This is a genomic window from Egicoccus halophilus (genome assembly GCF_004300825.1).
In the GTDB taxonomy this organism is placed as follows: Bacteria; Actinomycetota; Nitriliruptoria; order Nitriliruptorales; family Nitriliruptoraceae; genus Egicoccus; species Egicoccus halophilus.
This window is the reverse complement of record NZ_CP036250.1, coordinates 1,421,584-1,446,869: the sequence shown is the minus strand read 5'-3', so window position 1 is coordinate 1,446,869 and position 25,286 is coordinate 1,421,584. Positions and strand designations below refer to the sequence as shown.

Sequence of the window (25,286 nt, the reverse complement as noted above, 5' to 3'; positions counted from 1 at the left end):
ACGCCGATGCCGCCCCGCGTCCCTCCGGTCAGTTGCGCAGGTAGGACGCGCCGTTGACGTCCACGATCGCCCCGGTGGCGTACTCGGTGCCGGGCGTGGCCAGGAACACGATGGTGCGTGCGATCTCGTCCGGATCGGCCGCACGGCCCAGCGGCGACTGGGCCCGGATCGCCGCACCGCGTGCACCGGCGAGGTGGTCCTCGGTCATGTCGGTCTCGACGAAGCCGGGCGCGACGGTGGTCACGAAGATGCCGTGCGGCGCCAGCTCCTGCGCGAGCGACTGGCCGAGGCTGTTGAGTCCCGCCTTGGCGGCCCCGTAGGCCGTGTGGCCGGGCTCGCCGCGGAACGCGCCGCGGGAGGAGACGTTGACGATGCGTCCGCCGCCGGCCGCGATCAGGTGCGGGACCGCCCGGTGGATGAGGTTCGCCGGCCCGATCAGGTTGGTGCCCAACGTCCGCTGCCACGCCGCCTGCCAGGCCGCGTAGTCCGTGCCGGTGACGGGGTGGTCCTCGTAGATGCCGGCGTTGTTCACCACCACGTCGAGCCGTCCGCACGCCGCGACCACGTCCGAGACGAGGTCGTCGACGGCGACCGGGTCGGCGAGGTCGGCCGCCAGCGCGAGGTGGCCGTCGCCGGGCAGCTCGGCCAGGGTCGCCTCAGCCGCCGTCCGGTCCGCGCGGAAGTGCACCACCACCCGTGCGCCGGCCTCGGCGAAGCGCCGGCAGGTCGCGCGGCCGATGCCGCGGGAGCCGCCCGTGACCAGCGCCACCCTGCCCTCGAACGCCACGTCCACCACGCCTCCTGCCTCGCGGGCGCGGAGGCTAGCCGCTGACGTCGCGGTAGCGCTCGAGCAGCGCCGCGACCGGGTCCCACAACGGCGAGCGCGGCGCGCAGCGGTCCCGTGCCTGCTCGAGCGCCCGCAGGGCGCTCCGCAGCTCGCGTTCGTCGGCGGTGAGGTCGAGTTCGGCGGCCTGACCGTCGAGCTCCAACAGCGGGACGGTCGCCTGGCTGGCGGCGTCCGCCAACAGGTCGAGCAGGAGTTCCTTCTGGCGGACGCGCGCGGCCTGCTCGGGGTAGCGTCGCGGGCACGGCCAGACCACGTCGACGGTGTCGTCCCACAGCGCCGCCAGCGCCGGGCTCGGGTCCACCTGGAGCGAGGTGGCCATCACCGGCCGGCCGTCGCCGACGGCCTCCTGCCTCACGGCGCGCTGGACCGCGTGCACGGCGGCGTGCAGCGAGGGGTCGCTCATGCTGTAGCCGACGAACACCAGATGGTTGGTCAGCAGCAGCATCTGCAGCACCCCGGCGAGCGCGCCCCGTTCGGCCTGGAAGTCGAGCAACTGGTCGCGGGTGAGCAGCGGGTCGCCACCCTCGCCGCCGAGGCTGCCATGGAGCTTGACCAGCCGGCGGTCCCCGCCGGGGTGGGGCACGATCGCGACCTCGTCCCCGGCCGTCTCGCAGGCACGTTCGTAGCCGCGGTCGTAGTTGGTGGTGATCGCATCCAGCGCACCGAGGTTGGCCAACTCCACGTGCAGCAGCGAGGGCCGCTCGATCGCGAGTCGTTCGGCGAGCCGTTCGCGCAAGGCCGGGCTGCCACCGGGGTCGAGGTTGGAGATCACCTGGGCACGCGCGAACGGATCCGTCATGTGGAGCCGGTCCTGCGCGGACAGGCGCTCGAACAGCTGCGCCGCGCCCACCGGCGAGAGCTCGTCGAGCAGCGCCGACCACGTCGGCTGTCCGGCGGCACGACTCACACCGGCACCGAAGAACGGCACGAGCTGACCGACGGCGGCCCGCTCGGCCAGCGCCTCGAGTTCGGTACTCGCCGGGCGTTCCTCGACGTCGCCACCGGCGATGCAGCCGCGGCGCCAGCGGGCGAACACCTCGTCACGGTAGGAGCACTGGTCCACGCCGGGGCGCTCGGCCCACAGCCGGCGACGCCAGTGCCGGCACAGCGCCTCGTTGGTGGCCGACGAAGCGACGAGCACCACGTCGAGGTCGTGCTCGACGACGGCGGCGTCGAGCACCCGCAGCAGCGCGCTGACGACCGCGCCGGGTCGCGTACCCAGACCGTTGGCACCCGTGCCCACGACGGGCAGCCCGACCAGCGGACGCACCCGGCCCGCCACCCCGCCGGTCAGGTCCCGCGCCGCCTGCGCGAGGAAGCGCTCGACCCGGCCGAGCAACAGCTCGAGGGTGGCGGCGACGTCACCGTCGGAACCGTCGGGCGGATGCAGCCCCGCGGTGGCCGCCAGCCACACCTGCGGTCGTGCCGGGTCGTCGACGGTCGCCGCGGAGATGCGCTGGGGCTCGTCGGGCCAGGACGTGCCCGGCGCCGGCGGCTCGCCGACCAGCGCGCGCCAGGCCCCGCTGACCGACATCGTCTCGGTCGTGGGCACCAGGACGGCGTCACAGGCCAACTGCGTGAGATCGCCCCGGACCACGAAGACGTGTCCCGGCTCGCGCATGGTCGCCACCTCCGAACCCTCGCACCACGTGCCGGAGCGGCACACCCCCGCCCACCGGCGCGGCCCACCGTCCGGCACGGCCGTCGGCGATGCCGTCGCACGCTACTGCGCGCTCGGGACGCGGCCGACGGGATCCGGTCGCCCGGACGGCACCGGCCGGCGCCTCGCCGCCCGCACGCTTGCCCCGGGTACGAAGTGGCCGACCGGGGAGGCGTCGGGCGACGTCCACGGACCCGGTGCGGCCCGCGTGGCCGAACCCCCCACCTCCGTCAGGCAGGAAGCGCATGTACCGGCTCGCCCTCGAGGGTGTGGCGCCCGGCGAGGTCCTCGCCAAGACCGTCTACGACGACACCGGCCGGCCCCTGTTGACGGCCGGGACGACCTTGACGGCTGCCTACGTCCAGGCGCTGCGCCACCGCGGCCTGTTGTCGGTCTTCGTCCGCGACGGCCTCGCCGACGACGTGGTCCCCAGCGACCTCGTCAGCGAGCAGGTGCGCGCCACCATCACCGGACACGTCGCCGGCACCTTCACCTCGGTCGCGTTGGTGGCCGACGAACGCGGTCCCGGCGCCGACGGCGTCGCCGGCATGGTCGACCGACTCGGCGAACGACCGCTCGAGCTCGGTGAGCCCGCGACCCGCGCCATCGGTGAGCTCTACGCCGACGTCGAGTACCTCATCAACGAGGTGCTGGAGAACGACAGCGCCGCTGGTCTCGAGTCGCTCAAGACCCACAGTTCCTACACCTTCGAGCACTCCGTCGACGTGGCCGTGGTCGGGGCACTGCTGGGACGGCGACTCGGTCTGCCTCACGACCGGTTGCGCGAGTTGACGCTGGGCTGCCTGATGCACGACATCGGCAAGACCTACATCGACCGGGTCATCCTGGAGAAGCCCGGGCCGCTCACCGGCGAGGAGTTCGCCGTCATCCAGCAGCATCCGTACCTGGGCTTCGAACTGCTGCGGCGGATGCCGTTCCAGAGCCTGCTGCCCGCCCACGTGTCCTACCAGCACCACGAGAAGCAGGGCGGCGGGGGCTATCCGCGCGGACTCGTCGGCGACAACACGGTCGCCGGGCGCACCGCCCACGAGCGCGCCGGTGCCGGGCGGATGTTGCTCATCGCGGAGATCGGTGCGGTGGCGGACGTCTACAGCGCCTTGGCCTCCGACCGGCCCTACCGGCGCGCGCTGCCCCCCGACCAGGTGGCGGCCACGTTGACGCACATGGCCGGGACGCACCTGAACCGGGAGATCGTGGGCTGGCTACGACGGCTCGTTCCGGCCTACCCGGTGGGCAGCTGGGTCGAGGTCCAGCCCGGCAGCGTCCACGCCGGCTGGCGCGGGGTCGTCACCTCGGTACCGCTGGCGGCGGTCGACGAGCCGTCCGTCCGGCTCGTGCTCGACGCCGACGGCGAGGAGGTGGCCGATCCCGTCGAGCTCGACCTGCGCCGGAGTCCGGGGCTGCGGCTGGCCTCGCTCGCACCCGGCGCGCACGCCCCCATGCACCGGCGGCAGCCCGCCGAACGACGCACCGCCTGACCGTCGATCCTCCGAGCCGGTCGCAGCACCACCGTGGTCGACACCGGGGCACCCAACCGCTGCTCCCCCGCATCGGCGCGCTCGCGCCGAGGTGTCAGACCGGCACGCCACCGGGATGCACGACCTGTCGGACGGTGCGTCCTGCCGCGAGTTCGTCGAGTGCGGCGTTGAGGTCCTCGAGTGCGAGCGAGGAGCTGTGCATGCGCTCCACCGGCAACCGGCCGCCCCGCCACAGCTCGATCAACGCCGGGATGTCGCGCTGCGGCACCGACCCGCCCAGGTAGCTGCCGGTCAGCGTGCGGGCCTCGCCGACCAACTGCACGGCCGGGATGGTCAGCTCCTGCGAGGGGTGCGGCAGACCGATGGCGACCGTCGTGCCACCGCGGCGGGTGACCGCCCAGGCGTCCCCGAGCACCCGCGCCGAGCCGACCGCCTCGAACGCGTGACGGACGCCACCGGGCACCAGTTCGCGGACGGTGTCGACCACGTCCTCGACGCCGATGGCAGAGGTGGCGCCGAGCTCGAGGGCGAGTTCGCGCTTGGCCTCGAGGGGGTCGACGGCGATGATCGGATGGGCGCCGGCGACGACCGCCCCGAGCACGGCCGCGAGCCCGACGCCGCCCAGCCCGAACACGGCCACCGACTCGCCCGGCCGCACCTGTGCCGAGGAGAGCACCGCGCCGGCGCCGGTCAGCAGCGCGCACCCGAACAGCGCTGCGGTCGCGAAGGGCACCTCGTCGGGAACCACGACCACCGAGCCGCGGTCGACCACGACGTGCTCGGCGAACGCGGACACCCCGAGGTGGTGGTGGACCTCCTGTCCGCCGAGCGTCCCCCATCGGCGTCCGCCGCGCAGCAGCTCACCCGAGGTGTTGGCCGCCGCGGCCCGCTCGCACAGCGCCGGACGCCCGGCCGCGCACTCGGCGCAGGTCCCGCAGCGGGGCACGAACACGAGCACGACGTGGTCGCCGACCTCGACGTCGGTCACGCCGGCACCCACCTCGACGACCTCGCCCGCCGCCTCGTGCCCCAGCACCATCGGGGTCGGACGCGGCCGGTTGCCGTCGACCACCGACAGGTCGGAGTGACACAGACCTGCCGCCTCCACGCGTACGAGCAGCTCGCCGGCACCGGGAGGAGCCAGGTCGAGCTCGACGATCTCGAGCGGACGGCTCCGGGCGTAGGGCGGCTCGCGGTCGGTCGCGACCAGGACGGCAGCACGCGTGCGCAACAACGACCTCCCCGTCGTCGATTGGCCGCCGCACCCTAGTGGGGCGGCGACGCGCCGGCTCAGTCGACCGAGAAACGCAGCGCCGAGCGGTGCAGGTACGCCTCGCCCGGCTCGAGCACCGGCGAGGGGAACGCGGGCTGGTTGACCGCGTCGGGGAACTGCTGCGGTTCGAGGCAGAGCCCGGTGTGCCGCGCGTACGCCCGCCCGGCCCGGCCCACGACGGAGCCGTCGAGCTGGTTGCCGGTGTAGAATTGCACGCCCGGTTGGTCGGTCCACAGCTCCAGCCGGCGGCCGCTGGTCGGTTCGGACACCCGGGCAGCGAGGCGGACCTCACCGGGTTCGCCGTCGACCACGAGGTTGTGGTCGAACCCTCCCGCGACGGTGTCGACCAGGGCCGGGAGCCGGTCACCGATGCGCACCGCACGCCGGCAGTCCAGCGGGGTGCCGGCGACCTCGGCGATGTCCCCGGTGGGGATCTGCCCGTCGTCCACCGGTGTCCAGCGCTGGGCGAAGAGCTGGACCTCGTGGTCCTCGACCGTGCCGACCGGCTCACCGGCGAGGTTGACGTAGGCGTGATTGGTCAGGTTCACCGGCGTGCGCGCGTCGGTGCCGGCGCGGTAGGTGAGGCGGACCTCGCCGTCGACGACCTCGTAGACCGCCGTCACCTCCAGGCGACCCGGGTACCCCTCCTCACCGTCGGGGGAGACGTGATGGAACTCGACGCGCTGCGGCGAGACGTCCACCACCTCCCACACGACCCGCGCCAACGACCGCTCGCCACCGCCGTGCAGATGGTGTTCGCCCTCGTTGGGGGTCAACGCGAACCGGCGACCGTCCAGCACGAACGACGCCCCGCCGATCCGGTTGGCGACCCGTCCCACGGTCGCACCCAGGAACCCGTCCCCGGAGACGTAGCCGGACACGTGGTCGTGGCCGAGCACCACGTCGGCCAGTCGCCCGGAACGGTCCGGGGCCCGCACCGCGACCAGCGTCGCGCCGTAGTCGCTGACCGCCACCTCGAGCGTCCCGTCGGTGAGCGGGAACCGGTGGGTCGGACGGCCGTCGGGCGTGGTGCCGAAGTCGTCGGCGGACACGGTGGAGCACTTTCGTCGGAGACGCACGGACCGCGACTCTACGAGACCGGCGCCCCGCCGTGCCCCGGAGCGCCGCTGCCCCGGCCGGGCGGCCGGGCGCGGCGCCGAGTCCACGCGTGCGGCCCCCTAGCGTGGTCGACGACTGCCCGCGACGTCCGCATCCCGCACGAGGTCGAACATGCCGTCCACCTCCTCCCTCGGCAAGCTCGCCCTGGCCGCCACCGGCGGGGCCCTCGCGGCACGCGGTCTCCAGCGGTTGCCGCAGGCGCGCTTCGCCGGCATGAGCGGCACCTCGATCGCCGCGCCCGGCGCCGCCGGTTGGGTCACCGACTTCCTCAACGCCGCCTACTTCCGGCGGGACGCGGACCAGCGCAGCACCGCCGACCTGCGGCTCGCGTTCGGCATCCTGACCACCCGTTGGCACCGGGCCGGCGCCCGTCGCCTGCGCGCCGCCGACGTCGCCCCGTTCCACAAGGCGTTCGGCCGCGACCGGTTCGTCGACGACGCCGACAGCCCGCGCGGCACGCTCAACACCCGGCAGCTGCGCGAGGGTGCGGCCCGCCTGCTCGGGGACTGGTTCCTCGGCGCCTGGGACGACCCCACCCGACGTGCGTACGGCATCGCGTTCCCCGAGGTCGCCGACCGCGAGGCCTATCTGCCCGAGCTGCGGCTCGACCACGCCAAGCTGGGCGGGATCACCCCACCGCAGTCCCCCGCCGCCGAGCAGACCTGGCACACCTACCCGCCGGTGCTGCTGGGCGACGAGGCCGCCGCCGGACGCGCGCTCGAGCTGCTCACGCAGCCACAGACCTGGCCCGACTACGGCTCCTCGCTCGGCCGCTTCACCCCGGTGCGCTCCGGCGGGCTGGACGGCCAGACCTTCGAGATCGAGGTGCTGGGCGAGCCGGTCGGCCCCATCCCGGTGCTGCTGCGCGCCTACGTCACCGTCACCGAACTGCTCACCGCCGGCGACGCGCTCGACGGCTACACCGCCCGACTCAACGAGACCTTCGCCCGCTACGCGCCCTTCGACCCGGATCCGCTGCCCGAGGGCGCGGCACCCGCGGCGCTCATCGAGCTGACCACCCACGCCGGGCACTTCCTCGGCCGAGCCCGCAACCGGCTGCTGGTCTTCACCGCCGACGGTCAGGCCTGGGTGCGCGCGGTCGGCAACTGGGACCCGCTCGACTGGCACCTCGACCGCCTCTACGCCGGCATGGGCCGCTACTGCCAGCACGCCTTCTGGGGCATGGGGCAGGCCCACGAATCGGTGCTGCACCAGCTCGCCGATGCGGTCCGCAGCGACCTCGGGGGGCGCCGGTGACCCGCCACGACGCCATCGTCATCGGCGCCGGTCCCAACGGTCTGGCCGCCGCCATCACCCTCGCGCGCGCCGGACGCGACGTCGTGCTCTGCGAGGCCGCCGACGCCCCCGGTGGCGCGGTTCGCACGCAGGAGCTCACCCTGCCCGGGTTCCTGCACGACACCTTCTCCAGCGTCTACCCGGCCGGTGCCGCCTCCCCGGTGTTCGCCCGCTGGCCGCTGGAGGACTTCGGGCTCGAATGGGTCCACCCGGCCGTGTCGATGGCGCACCCGTTCCCCGACGGTGGAGCGGTCGCGCTCCACCAGTCGCTGGAGCGCACCGCCGCCTCGCTCGATGCCTCCCACGCCGGAGACGGCGCGGCCTGGGAACAGTTCGCCGGGCCGCTGCTCGAGGTGTTCCCCCAGCTGCGCCGGACGATGATCGGCGGCTGGTTCCCGGTCGTCGGTCCCGCCGGGCTGCTCGCCCGACACGGGATGCAGGGCACGCTGGAGTTCGCTCGTCTGCTCCTGGCCTCCGCCCGGACCTTCTCCACCGAACTGTTCGCGGGGCCGCGGGCGCAGGCATGGCTGGCCGGGTCCTGCCTGCACGGCGACGTCGCTGCCGACGACGCCGGCAGCGCGATCACCGGTACCTACCTGCAGCTGCTCGGACACTTCGTCGGCTGGCCCTCCCCGCGCGGCGGCGCACAGCGGCTCGCCGACGCGCTCGCCGGCTACCTCGAGTCGCTCGGCGGCACCCTGCGCGTCAACAGCCGGGTGACGAAGGTCATCACCGCCGGCGGCCGCACCGCCGGGGTCGAGCTGGCCAACGGCGAGCGTCTGCGCGCCAACGTCGTCGTCGCCGACCTGCTGCCCGGTGGGCTGCTGTCGGTCGCCGGCGACGCGCTCGGCAGCGCCTACCGCGCCCGCCTCGAGCGCTACCGACTCGGACCGGCGACCGTGAAGGTCGACTGGGCCCTCGACGACGTCGTGCCGTGGACCGCCGACGAGGCCCGCGGGGCGGGCACCGTCCACGTCGGCGGGCACCTCGAGGACCTCGTCGACGCCCAGCGCACCGTCGGCGCCGGGCGACTGCCCGAGCGCCCGTTCCTGCTGTTCGGTCAGCAGTCGGTCGCCGACCCGAGCCGGGCGCCCGAGGGCAAGCACACCGCCTGGGCCTACACCCGCGTACCGCAGTCGCACCGGTTCGACGCCGACGGCGTGACCGCGTTCGCCGAGCGCATCGACGCGCAGATCGAGCGCTTCGCCCCCGGATTCCGCGACCGGGTCCTGGCCCGCCACGTGATGGGTCCCACCGACCTCGAGGAGCGCAACGCCAACCTGCCCGGCGGTGACGTCGGCGGGGGCTCGTACGCCATCGACCAGCTCATCTTCCGTCCCGTGCCCGGCGTGTCCCCGTACCGCACCACCGTCGAGGGTCTCTACCTCGGTTCCGCCGCCACGTTCCCCGGCGGTGCGGTCCACGGCGCCTGCGGTCACGCCGCCGCCCGAGTCGCCCTGACCGAGGGTCGTGTCCGCCGCTGGCTGTGAGCGTTCCGTCGGGGACGACGTCGCGATCGACTGCGGTGGGTGACCACCGCTGCCGGACGCCGGTCAGTTGTTGCCGAAGAGGTTGCGCAGATTGTCGAGGATGCGCTCCACGACGTTGTCGACCGCCTCGTCGTCGATCTGGGGCAGGTCGGGAAGCTGGATGCCGCCGCCGTCCCCGCCACCGTCACCGTCAGCCGGTTGCTCGGCGGGCGGGTCGGCGGGCTGCTCGGGAACGGGGGCCTGGTCGAGCTGCTCCTCGCGCTGATCGAGCTGGCGTTCCCGGTCGTTGAGCGCGAGTTCACGCTCGTCGAGCCGTTCGCCACGCTCGTCGAGCTGTTCGGTCCGGTCGTCGAGCGCGGCGGAGCGTTCGTCCAGGGCCTGCTGCTGCTCGGCGACGGCTGCGTCGCTCTCCCCGGCGGCCGCCTCCAGCTCGCTGACCTGGGCCTCGAGCTCCGCGATGCGCGCGTCGCGTTCGGCCACCTCGGCCTCGAGGGCCGTGACCCGTTCGTCGGCGGCGGCGACCGCACCGTCCTCGTCGCCGCCGGTGGCCAGGGCGACCACGACGAACGCGAGGGCGAAGCCGAGCAGCGCCCCGACGAGCCCGATCAGCAGGTCGCGTCGCCGGCGTTCCTTGCGCGCGTCCTCGGCGAGCCGGTCGGCCTCGGCGAGCTCCTCGTCGGTCTCGGCGGACACGCCCCCGGCGGCCCCGCGTTCGGCCTGGTCGCCGTGCCACGGCTGCTCGTAGGTCAGCGGCTGCCGCCCGCCGCCCGCCTCGGTGCTGCCCAGGGCGCGGGTCCGGTCACCGGTGCCGTCATCGGGGCCGATCCGGCGGGTCGCGTCCGCGGGCATCGAGCGGTCGTCCGAGACCCGTCGGGTCGCGTCGGGTGGACCGCCGGACCCACCGACCCGTCGGGTGACGTCGTCGGGACCGTCGTTGCTGCTCACGGTCGACCTCCTGCCTGGCGCGGCCGGCCGCGTCGACCGGCGGGGTGGTGTCGGCGACCGTAGCGGGGGCATGGGCGCGGTGAGCGCAGCCCGACCCGACACGGTCCGCAGCCCGGACCGTTGCGACACCGGCCGGGTCATTGCGCCGTCCGCACGCACGGTCCGGTCGACCAGCCGGGTTCAGCGGGAGGAGCGGCAGACTGCGTCGTCCGTTCGACAGCGATCGGACCTCGCGACGGGAACCGAACCTCCCGACGCTGGGCGAAGCCCCGATCGTCCGCCTCCCCACCGACCGAACGCGCCGCCCGGCCGACCCGACCCCGACCTGCCCCGACCTCGCCAGGACCGATGACGTTGCCGAACGCCACCCCAACCGCCCCCGCACCCCGGTTCCTGCGCGGTCGATCGTGGTCGTTCACGGTGCTCGGTGTGGTGGCGGCGTTGGCGGGTCTGCTCTCGCTCGCCTTCGCCCCGAGCGAGCGCACGGTGGCGCTCGACGTCGTCGACGGCGACGACCCGCCGTCCGGCTCGGGCTCGTCCGTGGCCGTCGGGTCGGACGAGCTCCCCGGCGACCCGGACCTCGAGGCCCGCATCGCCGACGACGTCGTGGCCTACGTCAACAGCGAGCGTCGGGCGCGGAGCATGACCCTGCTCGGGATCCTCGACGACACCCACGCGACCGCCGCGAACGAGGCCCGACTCCGGGACCAGGAACCGGACCGCGACCTGCTCGAGGCGTACGGCGAGGAGGCGGTCGTGGCCCGGGAACTGCACGTCCGGCTCGGCACCGGTACCCGCAGCGGTGAGGCGGTGGCCGGGTGGGTCGCCAACGACCAGGCCGACACGCTGCTCGACCGGAGCGCGACCGGCATCGCCGTGGCGGCAGCCTGCCAGCCGGGTGAACGCGGCGGCGACCTGGTCATCACCGTGCACGTGGTGCAGTCGGCGAGCGGTCCGACGGCGCCGGGACCGATCGCCGACGATCGTCCGGGAGCGGGACGCGGTGAGGCGTGCCAGTTCGCCGACCTCGCGACCGGACCGACGGCGCAGGACGGCACGCTCGCGCCGGCGGCCGTGACGCTGGCGGCCACGGTCGCGCTGGCGTTGGCGCTGCTCGAGTGGCAGCGGCGGCGGCACCGGGCCGGACTGCTCGCCTCGCCTCAGCGCGTCGCGCCCCCCGACGGCCCGGACGAGGAACGCTCGGTCTGAGGCTCGTCGCCACGGCGGCGCCGCGCGGCCAGGACGAGCGCCGACGTGGCCAGCACCGCCATCACGGCCGGGCCCCGGTCCCCGCTGAGCGCCGCGAGGAGCCGGGTCACCGGCGGGTCCGGCAGCAACTGCCAGTAGGACGTCTCCTGGCGGGCGCCGGCCCAGGAGAAGCTGACGTGCACGTGGTCGGTGTGGGGGCTGGTGCCGGTGTAGGGCCGCCACCCGTCCCGCGCGCGCGATGCCGACCAGATCTGCCGGTCCCAGATCACGTACATCACCCCGAGCCGCCGTGCCATGGCGAACTCGTTGCCCTCGGCGTCGGTGGCCAGCAACCAGTCGAGCACCTGGTCGGCAGCGGCGGCCTCGACCGGGTCGGACGCGTCGAGCATCCAGTCCCAGCCGCGGCCCTCCTTGTGCTCGCTGCGGCCCCCGACGTCACAGGCGCGCACGATGCCGCCGTCGCGACCCGGGTGGGCCGCCAGCACGAAGTCCCGGAAGGCCTCCACGCCGGGCTGTGGTTCGGGACGGCACTCGCGCTGGTACTCCCGCCCGGCGAGTGCCTCGATCGGTCCCGGCTCCGCGTGTCCGTGGACGTGGGTCGGCAGTGGCGCGGCCGCGGCCGCTGGACCCACGACGCCGAGGGTGCCGACGAGCAGCGTCAGGCCGAGCAGGGCCGAGCGCGCACCGACGGGGGCACGGCGGGTCCGCAACACCGGGGAGTCAGTCCTCGTGGGGGTAGGTCACGCCGACCTGCCGCCGCAGCTCGTCGAGCCACCGCAGGGTGGTGAGACTGAGCGCGAGGGGCATGCGGGGCGACTCGGTCCGGCCGTCCTCGAGGCAGCGCACCACCTCGTCGACCTCGTACTCGAAGCCGGCCTCGGTCCCCTGCAGGTCGTGTTCCTCGACCACGGTACTGCCCTGCCGCAGGGTGAGCCGACCCGCGTGGTGGAAGGGACCGTGGACGCGCAGGCTGCCCTCGGCACCGGACACCGTGGCCTCGACCCCGGTGTCGGCCACGAACGAGCACGACCACGACGACAGCCGTCCACCCCCGTGGCGCATCGCGACAGCGACGGTGGCGTCCACGCCGCTGTCGGCCAACTCGCCCAGGGCGAACGCCCGCTCGGGGGTGCCGAGCAGTCCGGTGGCGAACGTCAGCGGGTAGACACCGACGTCGAGCAGCGCCCCGCCGCCCAGCTCGCGGGCGAACCAGCGCCGGTCGGTGTCCGGTGTGGCGGCGATGCCGAAGTCGGCCTGGACGAGCAGGGGCTCGCCGATGTGTCCGGCGGCGATGCGCCGTTCGACCTCCAGGAAGGCCGGTTGGAAGCGCATCCACATCGCCTCCATGCAGAAGACCCCGGCGGTACGCGCCGCGGCGGCGACCTCCTCGGCCTGCTCGAGATCGAGGGTGAACGGCTTCTCGACCAGGACCGGCACGCCCGCCTCGATGCAGGCGAGCGCGTCGGCGTGGTGTCGATCGTTGGTCGTGGCGACGTAGACGACGTCGACGTCCTCGGGCCGCGCGAGCAGGTCGTGGTGGCGACCGTGGTGACGGGCGATGCCGTGCTCCTCGGCGAACGCGGCCGCTCGGGCCGGGTCCCCGGAGCCCACGGCGGCCACCTCGCCACCACGCGCCCGGGCGGCGGCGACCATCTTGCGGGCGATGCCGCCCGTCCCCAGGATCCCCCACCGCAGTGACATGTCGTCCTCCTCCATCGGCGCGGTCCCGCGCACGCCGACGCCGGATCCGCTGCGGACGGCGGACATCGATGACGACCGCGGCCGGGGACGGACGCTACCGGGGCGAGGGACATCGACGCGTCACCCACGACCCGCCCGGCCGCCGCACGGTGGGTGCCGTCCAGCAGGCGCTCCCCGACGGCAGGGAAGCGGCCCCCTGGCGCTACCGTGACGCCCTTCGGGGACCGTCGGCGTCCCGGAGTCGCGGGGGAGGTCGCGCACGTGCAGGGATCGCCTCCGGCCGCGCCGCGTCCCGGCGATCCGCGCAGCACCGGACCGCGGCCGCCCGCCGGCTGGCGCGACGTCGTCTGGCTCGCCCTGGCGGTGGGAATCGCCGCCGTCACCGCGTTGCAGTTCGTCCGCCTGGCCTGGACCGCGCTCGGCGGGGACCTGCCCGTCACCACCGGCGGCCTGGTGCTCGCCTTCGTCATCACGGTCGTGTGGCTGCTCACGATCCACTGGCTGGTCGCCGGTTCCTGGCGGCGCAGTGTGTGGGGTTGTCCCTTCGAGCACACCGAGGCGGCCGTCGCCGAGCGACGCTGCCAGCGGCACCCGCTGGTGGCCGGCGGCGGGTCCGGTCCCTGGGAGGGCGGTTGCCGGACCGGCTGACGCACTGGTACCTTCTCCGCTCGGCCCAGCACCGGTGGTAGTCCTGCTGCGCCGGTTCGCACGTTTGCCACGCAAGCCGCTTCCCGGCGAGCGCGAACCAGAGAGCGCGCGGCTACGCCGCCCCGCACGAGAACGAGACGAGCCTTCCGCCATGGCCAACATCAAGTCCCAGATCAAGCGCAACCGCCAGAACGAGGCGCGCCACGAGCGCAACAAGGCGGTCCGTTCGCGACTGAAGACGTACAGCCGCCGGTTCCAGACCGCGGTCGAGGCGGGCGACAAGTCGGCGGCCGAGAGCGCCTTCGCCGACGCCTCCAAGGCCCTCGACAAGGCGGCCAACAAGGGCGTCATCCACAAGAACAACGCGGCCAACCGCAAGTCGGGCATGGCCAAGCGGCTGCAGAGCATCTGACGCTCCCGCACGTCACGCACGGCGCCCTTTCGGGGCGCCGTGCGCCGTTTGGGACCCGAGGCGCGCTCGTCGGCACGCTGCGGGAGCCGGTCCTCACCGCTCGGGCCACTCCCCCTGCCGGGTGAACGCCACCTTGCGCATCACCTGGCGGGCCTCGTCACGGGCCTGCTCGGTCGAGGTCTCCGCGGCGATCAGCTCCTCGAGGCGCTGGTGCAGCGGCGTGCCGAGCACCCACGGGATCCGCGGCTCGACCAGGGCGCGCTGCGCGTCGGACAACGACGCCTGCGCGAACCGCTCGGCCAGCGCCTCGCTGTGACGTTCGAGCCACCCGAGCAGATTGCGCCGGTGGGTCGGCGTCAGCTCCTCCAAGGGCCGGCTCACGCCTGACGCCGAGTTCCAGATCCGTCGTTGCAGCAGCACCGACGGATCGAGTTGCCGGGGAGAACGACCGCCCGGCGATCGCTGCAGCTCCAGCAGCTGCCGCACCCGACGGTGCAGCGGCGCGAGCTCGTCGAGCGGCGCCTCGCCCGCGCGCAGCCGGTCCAGCCGCGTCTCGTCGGCGGGCGCGAAGGCCGAGGCGTAGCTCGAGTGGTGGGTGTAGAGCTGCCGGGCGACCTCCCGCAGCGTGTGCTCGTCGGCTTCGTCGAGCAGCACCGTGCGGCCGTCGACCAACGTGAACTCGCGATCCTGGTTGACCTCGTCCGGGTCCAGCGTGATCCGCACCACGTCGTGGCCCTCCCGCGTCGACGAGTCGCCACACCCAACCCTACGTCGCGGTCGGTGTCCGCGAGCGCACGCGCCGTCCGCGCGGACTCCGTTCCCGACGCTCGGGGGTCCTAGCATCCCGGTGAGGACCCCCGACCTCGAGGGAGACGTGGCGGAGCCGACGGCAGCGACACCGGCAGGACCCGACGACGACCGGACCGGCACGTGGCCGGAACAGGACCAGACGCATCCGCTTCCCGCGAGTACGGCCAGTCACGAACGGGTGCTGACCGCGCTGGCGGACCTGGACCACGATCGCCCCGAGGTGCTGCAGGCGTTCGCCCGCGCGGCCCTGCGCCGCGTACCGGCCCACCAGCTGCGGGGGGCCGACGCCCCGGCAGCCGCACGACGGCTGCTCGAGGCGTTCACGGCGATCGACCGCCGACGCGAGGGCGAGATCAACATCTCGCTGCGCGTACCGCCGACCGGTCTCGACGGACGGCCGGCGCTGACCTCCGTCGTCGAGGTCGCCTCCGAGGACCGGCCCTTCCTGCTGTCCACGGTCACCGACGAGCTCGAACGCCTCGGTTACCGGGTGGTGCGCTCGCTGCACCCGATCGTCGGCGTGGAACGCGATCCGGACGGCCGGCTGGTCGGCATCGTCCCGGCACGGACCGCCCACGAGCGCGAGTCGCTGCTGCACCTCGAGCTCGGCGAGCGGCTGACCGACGACGACGCCCGGGAGCTGTGCCGCCGACTGCGCCGCCTCGTCGACGACGTGATGATCGCCACCAGCGACTACGACGCCATGCGCGCGCGGATCCGCGAGGTCGGGTCCCAGCTGGCCGAGGGACGCTGGTCCCCGGTCGCCGGTGACGAGCAGGCCGAGGTCGCGGCGTTGCTCGACTGGCTGCTCGACGAGAACCTGATCGTGCTCGGCATCCGTGAGTACGAACTCGCCGACCACGACGGGCGCCGCTGCGCCACCGTCGTCGCCGGGTCCGGGCTCGGGCTGCTGCGCGACGAGTCCACCTCCCGCTTCGCCGAACCCGTCGCCGTCGACGAGCTGCCGGCCTCCGAACGCGACCACCTCGAACGTCCGCAGCTGCTGACCGTCACCCGCACGAACCGGCTGTCGACCGTGCAACGCCGGGTGCGCATGGAGTACTTCGGCCTCTCGCGTGTCGGCGAGGACGGACAGGTCGTCGGGGAGTTCCGCATCCTCGGGCTGTTCACCCGCAAGGGGTACACCGAACCGGCCCGCACCACCCCGGTCCTGCGCGAGAAGCTGCGGCGGATCCTCGAGGCCGAGGACGTCGTCGCCGGGTCGCACGACGAGATCACCCTGCTCTCGTTGTTCCAGGCCCTGCCCAAGGACGAGCTGTTCCAGTCCTCGACCGGAGCGCTGCACCGCACCCTGGTCGGGCTGCTGCATGCCGAGGAACACCGCGAGATCCGCACGCTGACCCGGATCGACCACCACACCCGGACGGTGTCGGTGCTGATCGCGGTGCCCCGCGACGTCTACTCACCGCAGTTGCGCGAACGGCTGGAAGCGCTGCTCACCGAGGTCTACGGGGCCGAGCGCATCGACGTGGAGGTGTCGCTGGGCGACCGCAACGAGGCACTGACCCGCTTCCTGCTCCAGCTCGGCGACGAGGTTCCCGAGGTGCCGCTGGCCGACCTGCAGCAGCGGGTGCGTGCCCTGGCCCGCTCCTGGCTGGAGGAGCTGCGTACCCGGCTGCGTGCCCTGCTCGACGAGGGCGAGGCCCACCGACTGACCGTCGAGGTCGGTGCCCGCCTGCCCCGGGCCTACCGCGACACCGTCCCCACCGAGGTGGCCGTGCAGGACGTGGTCCTGCTCGACCGGCTCCTGAGCGGCCGACACGACCTGCTGGTCCGGCTCCAGCAGGGCGACGACGGGCTCGTGCGGCTCAAGGCCGCCAAGCTCGGGACACCGCTGGAGCTGTCCGGGTTCCTGCCCATCCTCGAGAGCCTCGGCCTGGTCGTCACCGAGGAGATCCCGCACCCGCTCGAACGCACCGCCGGCGGCGAGAAGGTGCAGTTGCACGACTTCGGGATGCGCACCGAGGACGTCGACGTCGTCGCCGACGGGCCGCGCCTCGCCGACGCGGTCCTGGCCGCCTGGCGCGGCCACCTCGAGGTCGACTCGCTCAACCGACTGGTCCTGCGGGCCGGGCTGTCCTGGCGCGACGTCGCGCTCCTGCGGGCCTACCGTCGCTACCGTCGACAGGTCGGCACGGCGTACACCCCCGAGTACGTCAACGACGCCATCGTGGCCCACCCGGAGGTCGTGCGGGCGCTCCTGGCGCACTTCTCCACCCGCTTCGACCCGCACGTGCAGGCTGACGACGAGGACCTCGAGGCCTCCCGACGACGCGTCGTGGACGCCTGCGACCGCATCGATCGCCTCGACCACGACCGCATCCTGCGCGGCATGCTCGACCTGATCGAGGCCACGCTCCGCACCAACGCCTTCCGCGAGGACGCCGTCGCCGACGGGTCCGGCGAACCCTACGTCGCGTTCAAGATGGACCCGGCCCGCGTGCCGGGCATGCCGACACCGGCCCCCTACCGCGAGATCTTCGTCCACTCGCCACGGGTCGAGGGCGTCCACCTGCGCGGCGGTCCCGTGGCACGCGGGGGGCTGCGCTGGTCCGACCGCAAGGACGACGTGCGTACCGAGGTCCTCGACCTCGTCAAGGCGCAGATGCTCAAGAACGCCCTGATCGTCCCGACCGGAGCGAAGGGCGGTTTCGTGCTGATGCGCGAACCCGACTCGCCCGAGGCCCGCAGGGACGAGGTCCGCCGACAGTACGTCACGTTCGTGCGAGGCCTGCTCGACGTCACCGACGACCTCGCGGGCGACGACGTCGTCGGCCCGACCGGTGTGGTCCGTCGTGACGGTGACGACCACTACCTCGTCGTCGCCGCCGACCGGGGCACCGCGACCTTCTCGGACACGGCCAACGAGCTCGCCCGCCGCTACGGGTTCTGGCTCGACGACGCCTTCGCCTCCGGCGGCTCCAACGGCTACGACCACAAGGCGCTCGGGGTCACCGCCAAGGGCGCCTGGGTGGCCGTGCAGCGCCACTTCCGCGAACTCGGCGTGGACGTGCAGATCGAGCCGATCTCGGTGGTCGGCATCGGCGACATGTCCGGGGACGTGTTCGGCAACGGCATGCTGCGCTCCCGCGCGACCCGGCTGGTCGCCGCCTTCGACCACCGACACATCTTCCTCGACCCGGACCCGGACCCCGAGGTGGCGTTCGCCGAGCGCGAGCGCCTGTTCGGGCTGCCGGGGTCGAGCTGGGACGACTACGACCGTGACCGGCTGTCGGCCGGCGGCGGGATCCACCCCCGCAGCGTGCGCGCGATCCCGCTCTCCGACGAGGTCCGGGCCCTGCTGCGGGTGGACGCCGAGTCGCTCAGCCCTCCCGAGCTGATCCGCGCCGTACTGCGCGCACCGGTCGACCTGTTGTTCGCCGGCGGCATCGGCACCTACGTCAAGTCGTCCTCGGAACGCCACGACGAGGTCGGCGACCGCACCAACGACGAGGTCCGGGTCGACGCCAGCGACCTGCGGGCACGCGTCATCGCCGAGGGCGCCAACCTGTCGATCACCCAACGCGGGCGCATCGAGTACGCCCGGCACGGTGGCCGCGTCAACCAGGACGCGATCGACAACGCCGCCGGGGTGTCCACCTCGGACCACGAGGTGAACCTCAAGATCCTGCTGACCCTGGCGGTCGAGGACGGCCGGATCACCCAGCGGCAGCGGGACGACCTGCTCGCGGAGCTCGCCGACGACGTCGTCGACGCCGTGCTGTGCGAGGTCGACCGGCAGGCCGCGGCGCTGTCGCAGGAACTCGCCCGCAGCCCCGACAGCCTCGACGCCTACGGACAGCTGCTCACCCGGCTCGAGACGACCGCAGGCCTCGACCGCGACGTGCAGATCCTGCCGGGCGCCGACGAGCTGGCGGCCCGGGCCGAGTCGGGCGCGGGTCTGCTGCGACCGGAGCTCGCCACCCTGCTCGCGTGGGCCAAACGGGACGTCAAGGAGCAGCTGCTCGCCTCGCCCGTGCCCGACCAGGACCTGCTGCAACCGCTGCTGGCCGACTACTTCCCCGACCGGGTGACCGAGTCCTTCGCCGATCTGCTCCCGCGGCACCGGCTGCGCCGGGAGCTGATCGCGACGATGGCCGCGAACGACGTCGTCGACCGGATGGGCGTGACGTTCCCGACCTCGCTCGCCGACGCGGCCGGCGTGCCGGTCACCGACGTCGTGCTCGCCTACGTCGTGGCCCGCGAGGAGGTCGACGCGCCACACTGGTGGGACCAGCTCGAGGCCGCCCAGTCCCTGCACGACCCGCAGCGGGCGCTGGAGCTCGAACAGCTCGTCGACCGACTCGTGGCACGGATCTCCTCGACGGTGCTGCTCGACCCGTTGCTGCGCGATCCTGCGTCGCTGCTCGACCGCGACCGTCCCGTCGCGGAGGAGCTCCGCGCCAACATGCTCACGCTGGGGACCCCGGCCCAGCGCCGGGCCCGCGTCGCCCACGCCCGGTGGCTCGTCGACGACCTCGTGCATCCGGATCTGGCGCGCTTCCTGGCGTGCGCCGGTGACCTCGCCATGATCCCCGACGTGGCCTACGTGCTGGCCCGCGCCCCGGGCAAGCGCGGCGCGTCCGACGTCGCCGACGCGTTCCTGCGTCTGGGCGAGACGCTCGGGATCGACCGCATCGAGCAGGCGCTCGAGCGCGCACAGGTCCTCACGCCCTGGGCCCGTCGACAGCGCGGTGGCCTGGCCAACGACCTGCGCCGGCTGCGGCGGGAGGCCGCGCACGCCGCCCTCGAACGGTTCCCGGACGACGACGAGGCCACCGCGGTCCGCCGGTTCCTCGACGAACGTCCGGATGCACTCGAGCGTGTCTCGACGCTCGTGCGCGCCGCCGACAACCAGGACCATCAGAGTCTCGACGCGATCGCCGTTGCGGCCCGGACCATCCGCGACGCCATCGACCGGGGGGCCTAGGTCGCGCTCGCCCGTCGCCTCCCGGAGCGAACGGTCCGGGTGCGACGGGCGCGGAGCCGTCGGCTCGTCGACCGGACCTGGCTCGTCAGGCGGGGGCGAGGGGATGAAAGGGGCGGCCGACGTGGCGGGGGGTGGCGACCTCGAGGATGGCGAGTTCGAGGAGTAGGTGGTCGGGCAGGTCGGCGCCCTTGAGGTCGACGTCGAGTTGGGCGAGCCGGTCGTGACACCAGGCGAGCTCGCCCGGGTTGAACGCGCCGGCGAGCGCCTGCAGCCGGCGGTGCTGTCCGGGGGACACGCCGGCGTCCTTCGGGCCGGCGCCGCTGCGCACCCGCAACAACTGCCGCATCCGGAAGGTGAGCGCACCGAGGATGGCCAGGGGGGCCTCCCCCGACTCCAGCGACCCGCGTACGGCGACCAGCGCTGCCGCGGGATCCCGTTCGGCGACCGCGTCGGCGATCGCGAACCCGGAGCGGCGCCCGTGCCCTTCGACGGACGACTCGACGTGCTCGGCGGTCAGCGTCGCCACACCACTGTGGGTGGCACAGACCGAACCGACCTTCGAGGCGATCGTGCCGGGGTCGTTGCCGGCATGGGCGAGCAGCGCCGTGATCGCGGTCGCGTCCGCCTTGCGTCGCAGCCGCCGGAACTCCTCCCCGACCAGGCGCTGCCAGCCCCGGTCGTCCCAGTCGGGCGGGGTCTTGACGTCGAGGCGTTCCCCGTGCTCCTTGACGAGCTTGGCGACCTTCTGGATCTTGCCGGCACCGCGGGCCACGAGGACCAGGACCGCCTCGTCGGTCGGCGCGGCGACGTAGGCCTCCACCTCGGCCTTGAGCTGCCCCGAGATGCCCTCCGCACCGCGCACCACGACACAGGTCCGGCCGCCGAACAGGGATGCGGTCCGCAGTTCGGGCAGATGGTCGGTCTCCTGCACGTCGCAGGTCTCGACCGCGAGCTCGGGGTCCTGCTCGCGCAGGTCGGTCAGCACGCGCTCGAGTTCGCGGTGCAGGAGCAGGTCGTCGTCGCCGACGAGCAGCAGCACGGGAGTCATGCCGGCAGCCTACCGACGCCCGGCAGCGGCCACGGGACGCGGCCGGCGCCGTGTGCGCCCCGGTGCCCCGTCGGGGCCGCTCGGTCCGCGCCCGCTCCCGCGCCGGCGCGGGGACCGGCACCCGCACCGTGCCGTCGACGTCGGTGCGGTGCACCTCCGTGCCGAGCTCGGCCAGCACCCGCCTCGTCGATGGTGACGGGTGGCCGTAGGTGTTGTCCACACCGACGCCGATGACCGCCACCTGTGGTGCGACCGCCCGCAGGAACGCCGGATCGGTGGTCGCCGCGCCGTGGTGGGGAACGGCGAGCAGGTCCGCTGCGAGCGGCGCCGGACGACGGTCCTGTTCCGCACGCTCCAACAGGTCGCGTTGCGCGGCCTGTTCGGTGTCCCCCGCGAACAGCGCCCGGCGGTCCTGCCAGGTCACGCGCAACACGATCGAGCTGTCGTTGAGCTCCGAGGGCGCATGTCGGTAGGGGCGACCCGGGTCCGGGCCGAGCACCTCCAGCCCGAGGTCACCGAGCGTGACGCGGTCACCGGTCGCCGGCCCACGGATCGGCACGCCCCGCGACCCGGCGGTCGACACCAGCGCGGCGAGGTGTGGCGAGTCGGCGCCCACGGTGCGCAACCAGATCGCACCGACCCGGACACGGCGCACCACCTCGGCGGCCCCGCCGACGTGGTCGGCGTGCGGATGGGTGACGACCAACAGGTCGAGCGTGCGCCGGCCGTTGCTGTGCAGCCAGTCGGCGGCGCGACCGTCCTCCCCCGCATCGACCAGCACCCGGGCCTCGGGTGACTCGACGAGGAAGGCGTCCCCCTGGCCGACGTCGATGGCGGTGACGACCAGGCTTGCGGGCGCACGGCCCCCCACGGCGGCGGGCGCCAGTGAGGCCGCGAACAGGACCAGTGTCGCGAGCGCCGTACCGCGGGCGGCACGCGTGCGGGGCGGCAGGACCAGGGCCGCGCAGCCGGCCAGCAACGCCGCGACCGTCAGGGGCCGGGCGAGCTCCGCACCGCCGCCGCGTCCCGCGAAGGTGTGCGCCACGGCCAGCACGCCCCGGGCTGGCCAGCCGGCCAGTGCGAAGACCCACGTCCCCGCCTCGAGGTGGACGGCGGCGACCACCGCCGCCACGAAGCCGATCGACGCCGCGAGTGCCGCGACCGGGACGGCGAGCAGGTTGGCCGGCACGGAGGCGAGCGGCACCGTGCCGAAGGTGGTCAGCAACAGCGGCACGACGGCGATCTGCGCCCCCAGCGTGACCGCCAGCAGGTCCGCGACCCGGCCCGGCATCCGCCGCAGGCGCCGCCGGACGAGGGGCGCGACGACGAGGACTCCCGCGGTGGCGGTCGCCGACAGCAGCAGTCCGAGCGAGCCGGCCAGCCGCGGGTCGAGCAGCACCAACAGCACCGCGGCGCCCGCGAGTGCATGACGGGCGTCGCGCGCATGACCACGCGCCCCGGCGAGCAGGACGATCCCGGCCATGGCGCCCGCCCGCAGCACGGAGGGCTCGAAGCGGGTGAGGAACGCGAACCACGCCAGGGTCGTCGCCAGCACGACCCGTCGCAGCGGGGCCGGCAGGCGCAGCACGAGACACGTCCCGAGCACCCCGGCGGTCACCAGCGCGACATGGGTCCCCGACACCGCCGTGAGGTGGGTGAGGGAGGTTGCCTGCATCGCCGCGCGGTCGACCTCGGGCAGTTCACGGGTGTCCCCGGTGGCCAGGCCGGCGAGCAGTCCTCCGACCGACGGCGGCGTGCGCCCGGCAGCGGCACGCCGAACCCGGTCGCGGACGTGTTCGCTGACCCGCGCCCACACTCCACCGCCACCGAGCTCGTCCCAGCGGCGGACGTCGAGCGCGACGGTGGCGTGCTGGCGGGCCAGCCACCGGCCGTACCCGCCGTCGGGGAGCGGGCGGGCCGTCGCCCGGGCGGCGAACCGCGAGCCGAGGGCCGGCGGGTCGTCGGTCTCCAACGTGGTGGTCGCCCGCTCGCGGGTGACGGTCCCATCGACGCCCGTGACACGGACGACGACGTGCCAACCGGTCGCGATCCGGCGTGGTTCGTGCACGACCGCGCCGGTCAGCTCCGCCTGGCCGCCCTGGTCCGCCAGCGCCGGCAACAGCCCCCACGGCGCCGTCGCCACGCGCGCGGCGCTCGTCGCGACCCCCACGGCGAGCACCGTCACGAGCAGCCACCCACCGACCGCCGCGGCACCCGGCGTGTACGCCCCGACGATCGGCGACCCACGGGTGCCCGCACCGGCCCGTCGGGCGGGACGCGTGTCGTGGCGCAGGGCGCGTCCGGCGGTCACGGCCGCACCGACGGCCAGCACGGCGGTGAACGTGACCCACGCCCACGGGTGCGGTGCCGCCCCGAGGTGCTCCCCGATCGCCGCCCCGAGGACCAGCGCGACCGCCCACAGCGGCAGCGGGCCGAGCACCTCGCCGGTCGGTGGTCGACGCCAGGCGGCCTCCTCGGCGTCGCTCACGACACCGTGACGCGGTCGGCGAGCTGCTGGAAGGTCTTCTCCCCGATGCCGGGCACGTCGCGCAGGTCCCCCGGCACGGCGAAGGGCCCGTGCTCCTCGCGGTGACGCACGATCGCGGCCGACTTGCTCGGCCCGATTCCCGGCAGGCTCTGGAGCAGCTCCTCGGTGGCGTGGTTGAGGTCGACCCGTCCGTCCGCGGCCGTCCCCTCGCCTGCGCCGTCCGACCGCGGCGGTGCCGTACCCGCCTCCCCGGGCGGCGCGACCGTGGCGGGCGGCGGGTCCTCGCCCTGTCGTGGGAGGTGGACGTGCTCACCGTCGTGCAGGACCCGGGCGAGGTTGAGGTGCTCCAGCGCGGCGTCGTCGCTCGCCCCGCCGGCCGCCCGGACGGCGTCCGCGACACGGGCACCGCCGCGCAGGGTGACCACCCCAGGCGTCTGCACCGCGCCGGTGACGTGCACGACCAGCTCGGCCGGCTCCGGGCCGGCCGTGTCGCCACCGGCTCCCGGTCGCGACGCACCGGGATCGGCGTCGACACCGTGCCGGAGACCCTGCGTGTCCTGGTGGGCCCGGTCGTGGGACGCCGCCTGCCCGTTCCCCGCGAGACCTGCTGACGCGCCGGTCGGCCCGTCACCGCCCGGGCCCAGCGGTCCGGCAGACGGCTCACCGGGCAGGCCATCGGCAGCGTCCCCGGGCAGGCCGGCCGCGGCGTTCGCGGGTCCCTCGGGCCGCTGCGCGGCCTGCCACACGAACAGACCGGTTGCGGCGACCGCCCCGAGCAGCAGCAGGACGAGACCGGCGGCCTCGGCGGGAGTCGCCTGCAACCACCCGCGCGTCCGCCCCCGCCAGTCACTCGTCGAGGTGTCGTCCATGGCACGCAGCCTGCCCGTCGTCCGACGAACCGACACCGCGAACCGCGCGGGCGCTGTGGACGACGAACCGACACCGCGACGTGCGCCGCCCGCTGCCGCTACGGACGGGGGGCGACGGCGACGCCGACGGCGCCCGGTCCGACGTGGGTGCCGACGATCGGGCCCATCAGCGTCTCGAGGCGGTCGACCACCTCGATCCGGTCCTCGAGCCGCTCCCACACCGACGCGGCCCGTTCGGGCGCCACCGCGTGGGCGACCACCACGTCGACGGGGCGACCCGCCGTCCGCTGCGCGAGCCGTTCGGCGACTCGGTCCAGCGCCCGCTGCCAGGTCCGGGTGCGCTCGCGGACCTCGACCCGCCCGTCGGCGACCTCGAGCACCGGCTTGACCCGCAGGACGTTGCCCACGGCTGCCTGTGCGCCGGTCAACCGCCCTCCCCGCTTCAGGTGGGCCAGGTCGTCGACGACCAACAGGCTGCAGGTGCCCGCACTGGCCTGCCGGGCCGCGGCGACGACCTGGGCGACGCTGCCGCCCCCTGCCGCCACCTCGTGGGCACGCAACACCGCCAGCCCGAGCGCCCCGCCGACGAGACGGGTGTCCACCACCTCGACCGGCAGGCCGGCGCGGGCGGCACGCTGCCGGGCCAGCTCGACCGTTCCCGACAACGACGACGACACGTGCAGTGAGACCACCGCGTCGTGGCCGTCGTCGGCGCAGTCGGCGTAGGCCTCCTCGAACCACACCGGTGCCGGCTGCGAGGTCGTCGGCAGCCGTGAGGCGGTGGCGAGACGGGTGTAGAACTGCTCGTCGGAGACCGTGACCCCGGAGACCAGCACCTCGTCCCCGAACGCCACCGACAGCGGCACGACCCGGATCCCGAGCCGCTCGACGAGCTCGACCGGCAGGTCACAGGTCGAGTCGGTCACCACCGCGACGCGTTGTCCCACCCGGCACTCTCCTGTGCGCCCGCAGCCTAACGCCGACCCGGGCCCGGTCCCGACGGCCTGGCGGTGGCCACGTC

Annotated in this window: 18 protein-coding genes and 1 pseudogene; 7 read left to right on the top strand and 12 right to left on the bottom strand. The window is 74.3% G+C overall.

Features of this window, described 5'->3' with window-relative positions; genetic code table 11:
- Positions 1 to 28 precede the first annotated feature (28 nt).
- Positions 29 to 793, bottom strand: a complete 765-nt coding sequence (locus ELR47_RS06510) for an SDR family NAD(P)-dependent oxidoreductase (RefSeq protein WP_205745484.1) — start codon at positions 791 to 793, stop codon at positions 29 to 31.
- Positions 794 to 821: 28 nt separating this feature from the next.
- A complete protein-coding gene (locus ELR47_RS06505; RefSeq protein WP_130649150.1) occupies positions 822 to 2,468 on the bottom strand; it encodes an SIR2 family protein in 1,647 nt (548 codons plus the stop codon).
- Between the two features lie 284 nt (positions 2,469 to 2,752).
- On the opposite strand from ELR47_RS06505, the gene ELR47_RS06500 reads away from it, so the two are divergent.
- Entirely contained in the window at positions 2,753 to 4,006 is a 1,254-nt protein-coding gene (locus ELR47_RS06500; protein ID WP_165403887.1) for an HD-GYP domain-containing protein, read from the top strand.
- A 94-nt stretch (positions 4,007 to 4,100) separates the two neighbouring features.
- On the opposite strand, the gene ELR47_RS06495 is transcribed toward ELR47_RS06500, so the two are convergent.
- Together ELR47_RS06495 and ELR47_RS06490 are read right to left on the bottom strand one after the other, a co-directional pair.
- On the bottom strand, positions 4,101 to 5,237 hold the full coding sequence (locus ELR47_RS06495; RefSeq protein WP_130649148.1) for an alcohol dehydrogenase catalytic domain-containing protein: 1,137 nt from the start codon (positions 5,235 to 5,237) through the stop codon (positions 4,101 to 4,103).
- A gap of 59 nt (positions 5,238 to 5,296) precedes the next feature.
- The gene (locus ELR47_RS06490) at positions 5,297 to 6,331 is read right to left on the bottom strand and encodes an aldose epimerase family protein (RefSeq protein WP_130649147.1); all 1,035 of its coding nucleotides are present in this window, start codon (positions 6,329 to 6,331) and stop codon (positions 5,297 to 5,299) included.
- A gap of 178 nt (positions 6,332 to 6,509) precedes the next feature.
- On the opposite strand from ELR47_RS06490, the gene ELR47_RS18205 reads away from it, so the two are divergent.
- Both ELR47_RS18205 and ELR47_RS06480 read left to right on the top strand, forming a co-directional pair.
- On the top strand, positions 6,510 to 7,655 hold the full coding sequence (locus tag ELR47_RS18205; RefSeq protein ID WP_165403886.1) for a hypothetical protein: 1,146 nt from the start codon (positions 6,510 to 6,512) through the stop codon (positions 7,653 to 7,655).
- On the top strand, positions 7,652 to 9,184 hold the full coding sequence (locus ELR47_RS06480; RefSeq protein WP_165403885.1) for a phytoene desaturase family protein: 1,533 nt from the start codon (positions 7,652 to 7,654) through the stop codon (positions 9,182 to 9,184). The genes ELR47_RS18205 and ELR47_RS06480 overlap by 4 nt, the downstream gene beginning before the upstream one ends.
- Before the next feature lie 63 nt (positions 9,185 to 9,247).
- Here the strand turns inward: ELR47_RS06480 and ELR47_RS06475 are convergent, their stop codons facing one another.
- Positions 9,248 to 10,129: a hypothetical protein gene (locus ELR47_RS06475; RefSeq protein WP_130649146.1), complete on the bottom strand. Its 882-nt coding sequence runs from the start codon at positions 10,127 to 10,129 to the stop codon at positions 9,248 to 9,250.
- Between the two features lie 354 nt (positions 10,130 to 10,483).
- On the opposite strand from ELR47_RS06475, the gene ELR47_RS06470 reads away from it, so the two are divergent.
- Positions 10,484 to 11,338 carry a hypothetical protein gene (locus tag ELR47_RS06470; RefSeq protein ID WP_130649145.1) on the top strand — a complete coding sequence of 285 codons (855 nt, stop codon included), beginning with the start codon at positions 10,484 to 10,486 and terminating at the stop codon, positions 11,336 to 11,338.
- On the opposite strand, the gene ELR47_RS06465 is transcribed toward ELR47_RS06470, so the two are convergent.
- Positions 11,290 to 12,051 (bottom strand): VldE C-terminal domain-containing protein, encoded by a 762-nt coding sequence (locus ELR47_RS06465; protein ID WP_130649144.1) that lies wholly within the window; start codon positions 12,049 to 12,051, stop codon positions 11,290 to 11,292. The two genes, ELR47_RS06470 and ELR47_RS06465, sit on opposite strands and share 49 nt — an antisense overlap.
- A gap of 7 nt (positions 12,052 to 12,058) precedes the next feature.
- Entirely contained in the window at positions 12,059 to 13,039 is a 981-nt protein-coding gene (locus ELR47_RS06460; protein ID WP_165403884.1) for a Gfo/Idh/MocA family protein, read from the bottom strand.
- Between the two features lie 261 nt (positions 13,040 to 13,300).
- Between ELR47_RS06460 and ELR47_RS06455 the strand changes: the two genes are divergently transcribed.
- Entirely contained in the window at positions 13,301 to 13,687 is a 387-nt protein-coding gene (locus ELR47_RS06455; RefSeq protein WP_130649142.1) for a hypothetical protein, read from the top strand.
- A gap of 151 nt (positions 13,688 to 13,838) precedes the next feature.
- Positions 13,839 to 14,099 (top strand): 30S ribosomal protein S20, encoded by a 261-nt coding sequence (gene rpsT, locus ELR47_RS06450; RefSeq protein ID WP_130649141.1) that lies wholly within the window; start codon positions 13,839 to 13,841, stop codon positions 14,097 to 14,099.
- A gap of 93 nt (positions 14,100 to 14,192) precedes the next feature.
- Here rpsT and ELR47_RS06445 read toward each other — a convergent pair whose 3' ends face one another.
- The gene (locus ELR47_RS06445) at positions 14,193 to 14,825 is read right to left on the bottom strand and encodes a hypothetical protein (protein ID WP_165403883.1); all 633 of its coding nucleotides are present in this window, start codon (positions 14,823 to 14,825) and stop codon (positions 14,193 to 14,195) included.
- 121 nt (positions 14,826 to 14,946) lie between these two features.
- Here ELR47_RS06445 and ELR47_RS06440 point away from each other — a divergent pair, with 121 nt between their 5' ends.
- Complete coding sequence (locus ELR47_RS06440) at positions 14,947 to 19,860, top strand: NAD-glutamate dehydrogenase (protein WP_165403882.1); 4,914 nt, start codon at positions 14,947 to 14,949, stop codon at positions 19,858 to 19,860.
- Positions 19,861 to 19,945: 85 nt separating this feature from the next.
- Here the strand turns inward: ELR47_RS06440 and holA are convergent, their stop codons facing one another.
- The 4 genes and pseudogenes from holA to ELR47_RS06415 form a co-directional block, all read right to left on the bottom strand.
- A complete protein-coding gene (holA, locus tag ELR47_RS06435; RefSeq protein ID WP_130649138.1) occupies positions 19,946 to 20,908 on the bottom strand; it encodes a DNA polymerase III subunit delta in 963 nt (320 codons plus the stop codon).
- Positions 20,909 to 21,242: 334 nt separating this feature from the next.
- Positions 21,243 to 22,724: pseudogene (locus ELR47_RS19325) on the bottom strand (ComEC/Rec2 family competence protein); the annotation flags it as partial.
- A 668-nt stretch (positions 22,725 to 23,392) separates the two neighbouring features.
- On the bottom strand, positions 23,393 to 24,265 hold the full coding sequence (locus ELR47_RS06420) for a ComEA family DNA-binding protein (RefSeq protein ID WP_130649136.1): 873 nt from the start codon (positions 24,263 to 24,265) through the stop codon (positions 23,393 to 23,395).
- A gap of 98 nt (positions 24,266 to 24,363) precedes the next feature.
- Positions 24,364 to 25,212, bottom strand: a complete 849-nt coding sequence (locus ELR47_RS06415) for a DegV family protein (RefSeq protein WP_130649135.1) — start codon at positions 25,210 to 25,212, stop codon at positions 24,364 to 24,366.
- Between the last annotated feature and the right edge of the window lie 74 nt (positions 25,213 to 25,286).

Bases quoted from the DNA above. Each gene is read 5' to 3' on its own strand.
- ELR47_RS06505 (WP_130649150.1), bottom strand. From the start codon at position 2,468: ATGCGCGAGCCGGGACACGTCTTCGTGGTCCGGGGCGATCTCACGCAG.
- ELR47_RS06500 (WP_165403887.1), top strand. From the start codon at position 2,753: ATGTACCGGCTCGCCCTCGAGGGTGTGGCGCCCGGCGAGGTCCTCGCC.
- ELR47_RS18205 (WP_165403886.1), top strand. From the start codon at position 6,510: ATGCCGTCCACCTCCTCCCTCGGCAAGCTCGCCCTGGCCGCCACCGGC.
- ELR47_RS06460 (WP_165403884.1), bottom strand. From the start codon at position 13,039: ATGTCACTGCGGTGGGGGATCCTGGGGACGGGCGGCATCGCCCGCAAG.
- rpsT (WP_130649141.1), top strand. From the start codon at position 13,839: ATGGCCAACATCAAGTCCCAGATCAAGCGCAACCGCCAGAACGAGGCG.
- holA (WP_130649138.1), bottom strand. From the start codon at position 20,908: ATGACTCCCGTGCTGCTGCTCGTCGGCGACGACGACCTGCTCCTGCAC.
- ELR47_RS06420 (WP_130649136.1), bottom strand. From the start codon at position 24,265: ATGGACGACACCTCGACGAGTGACTGGCGGGGGCGGACGCGCGGGTGG.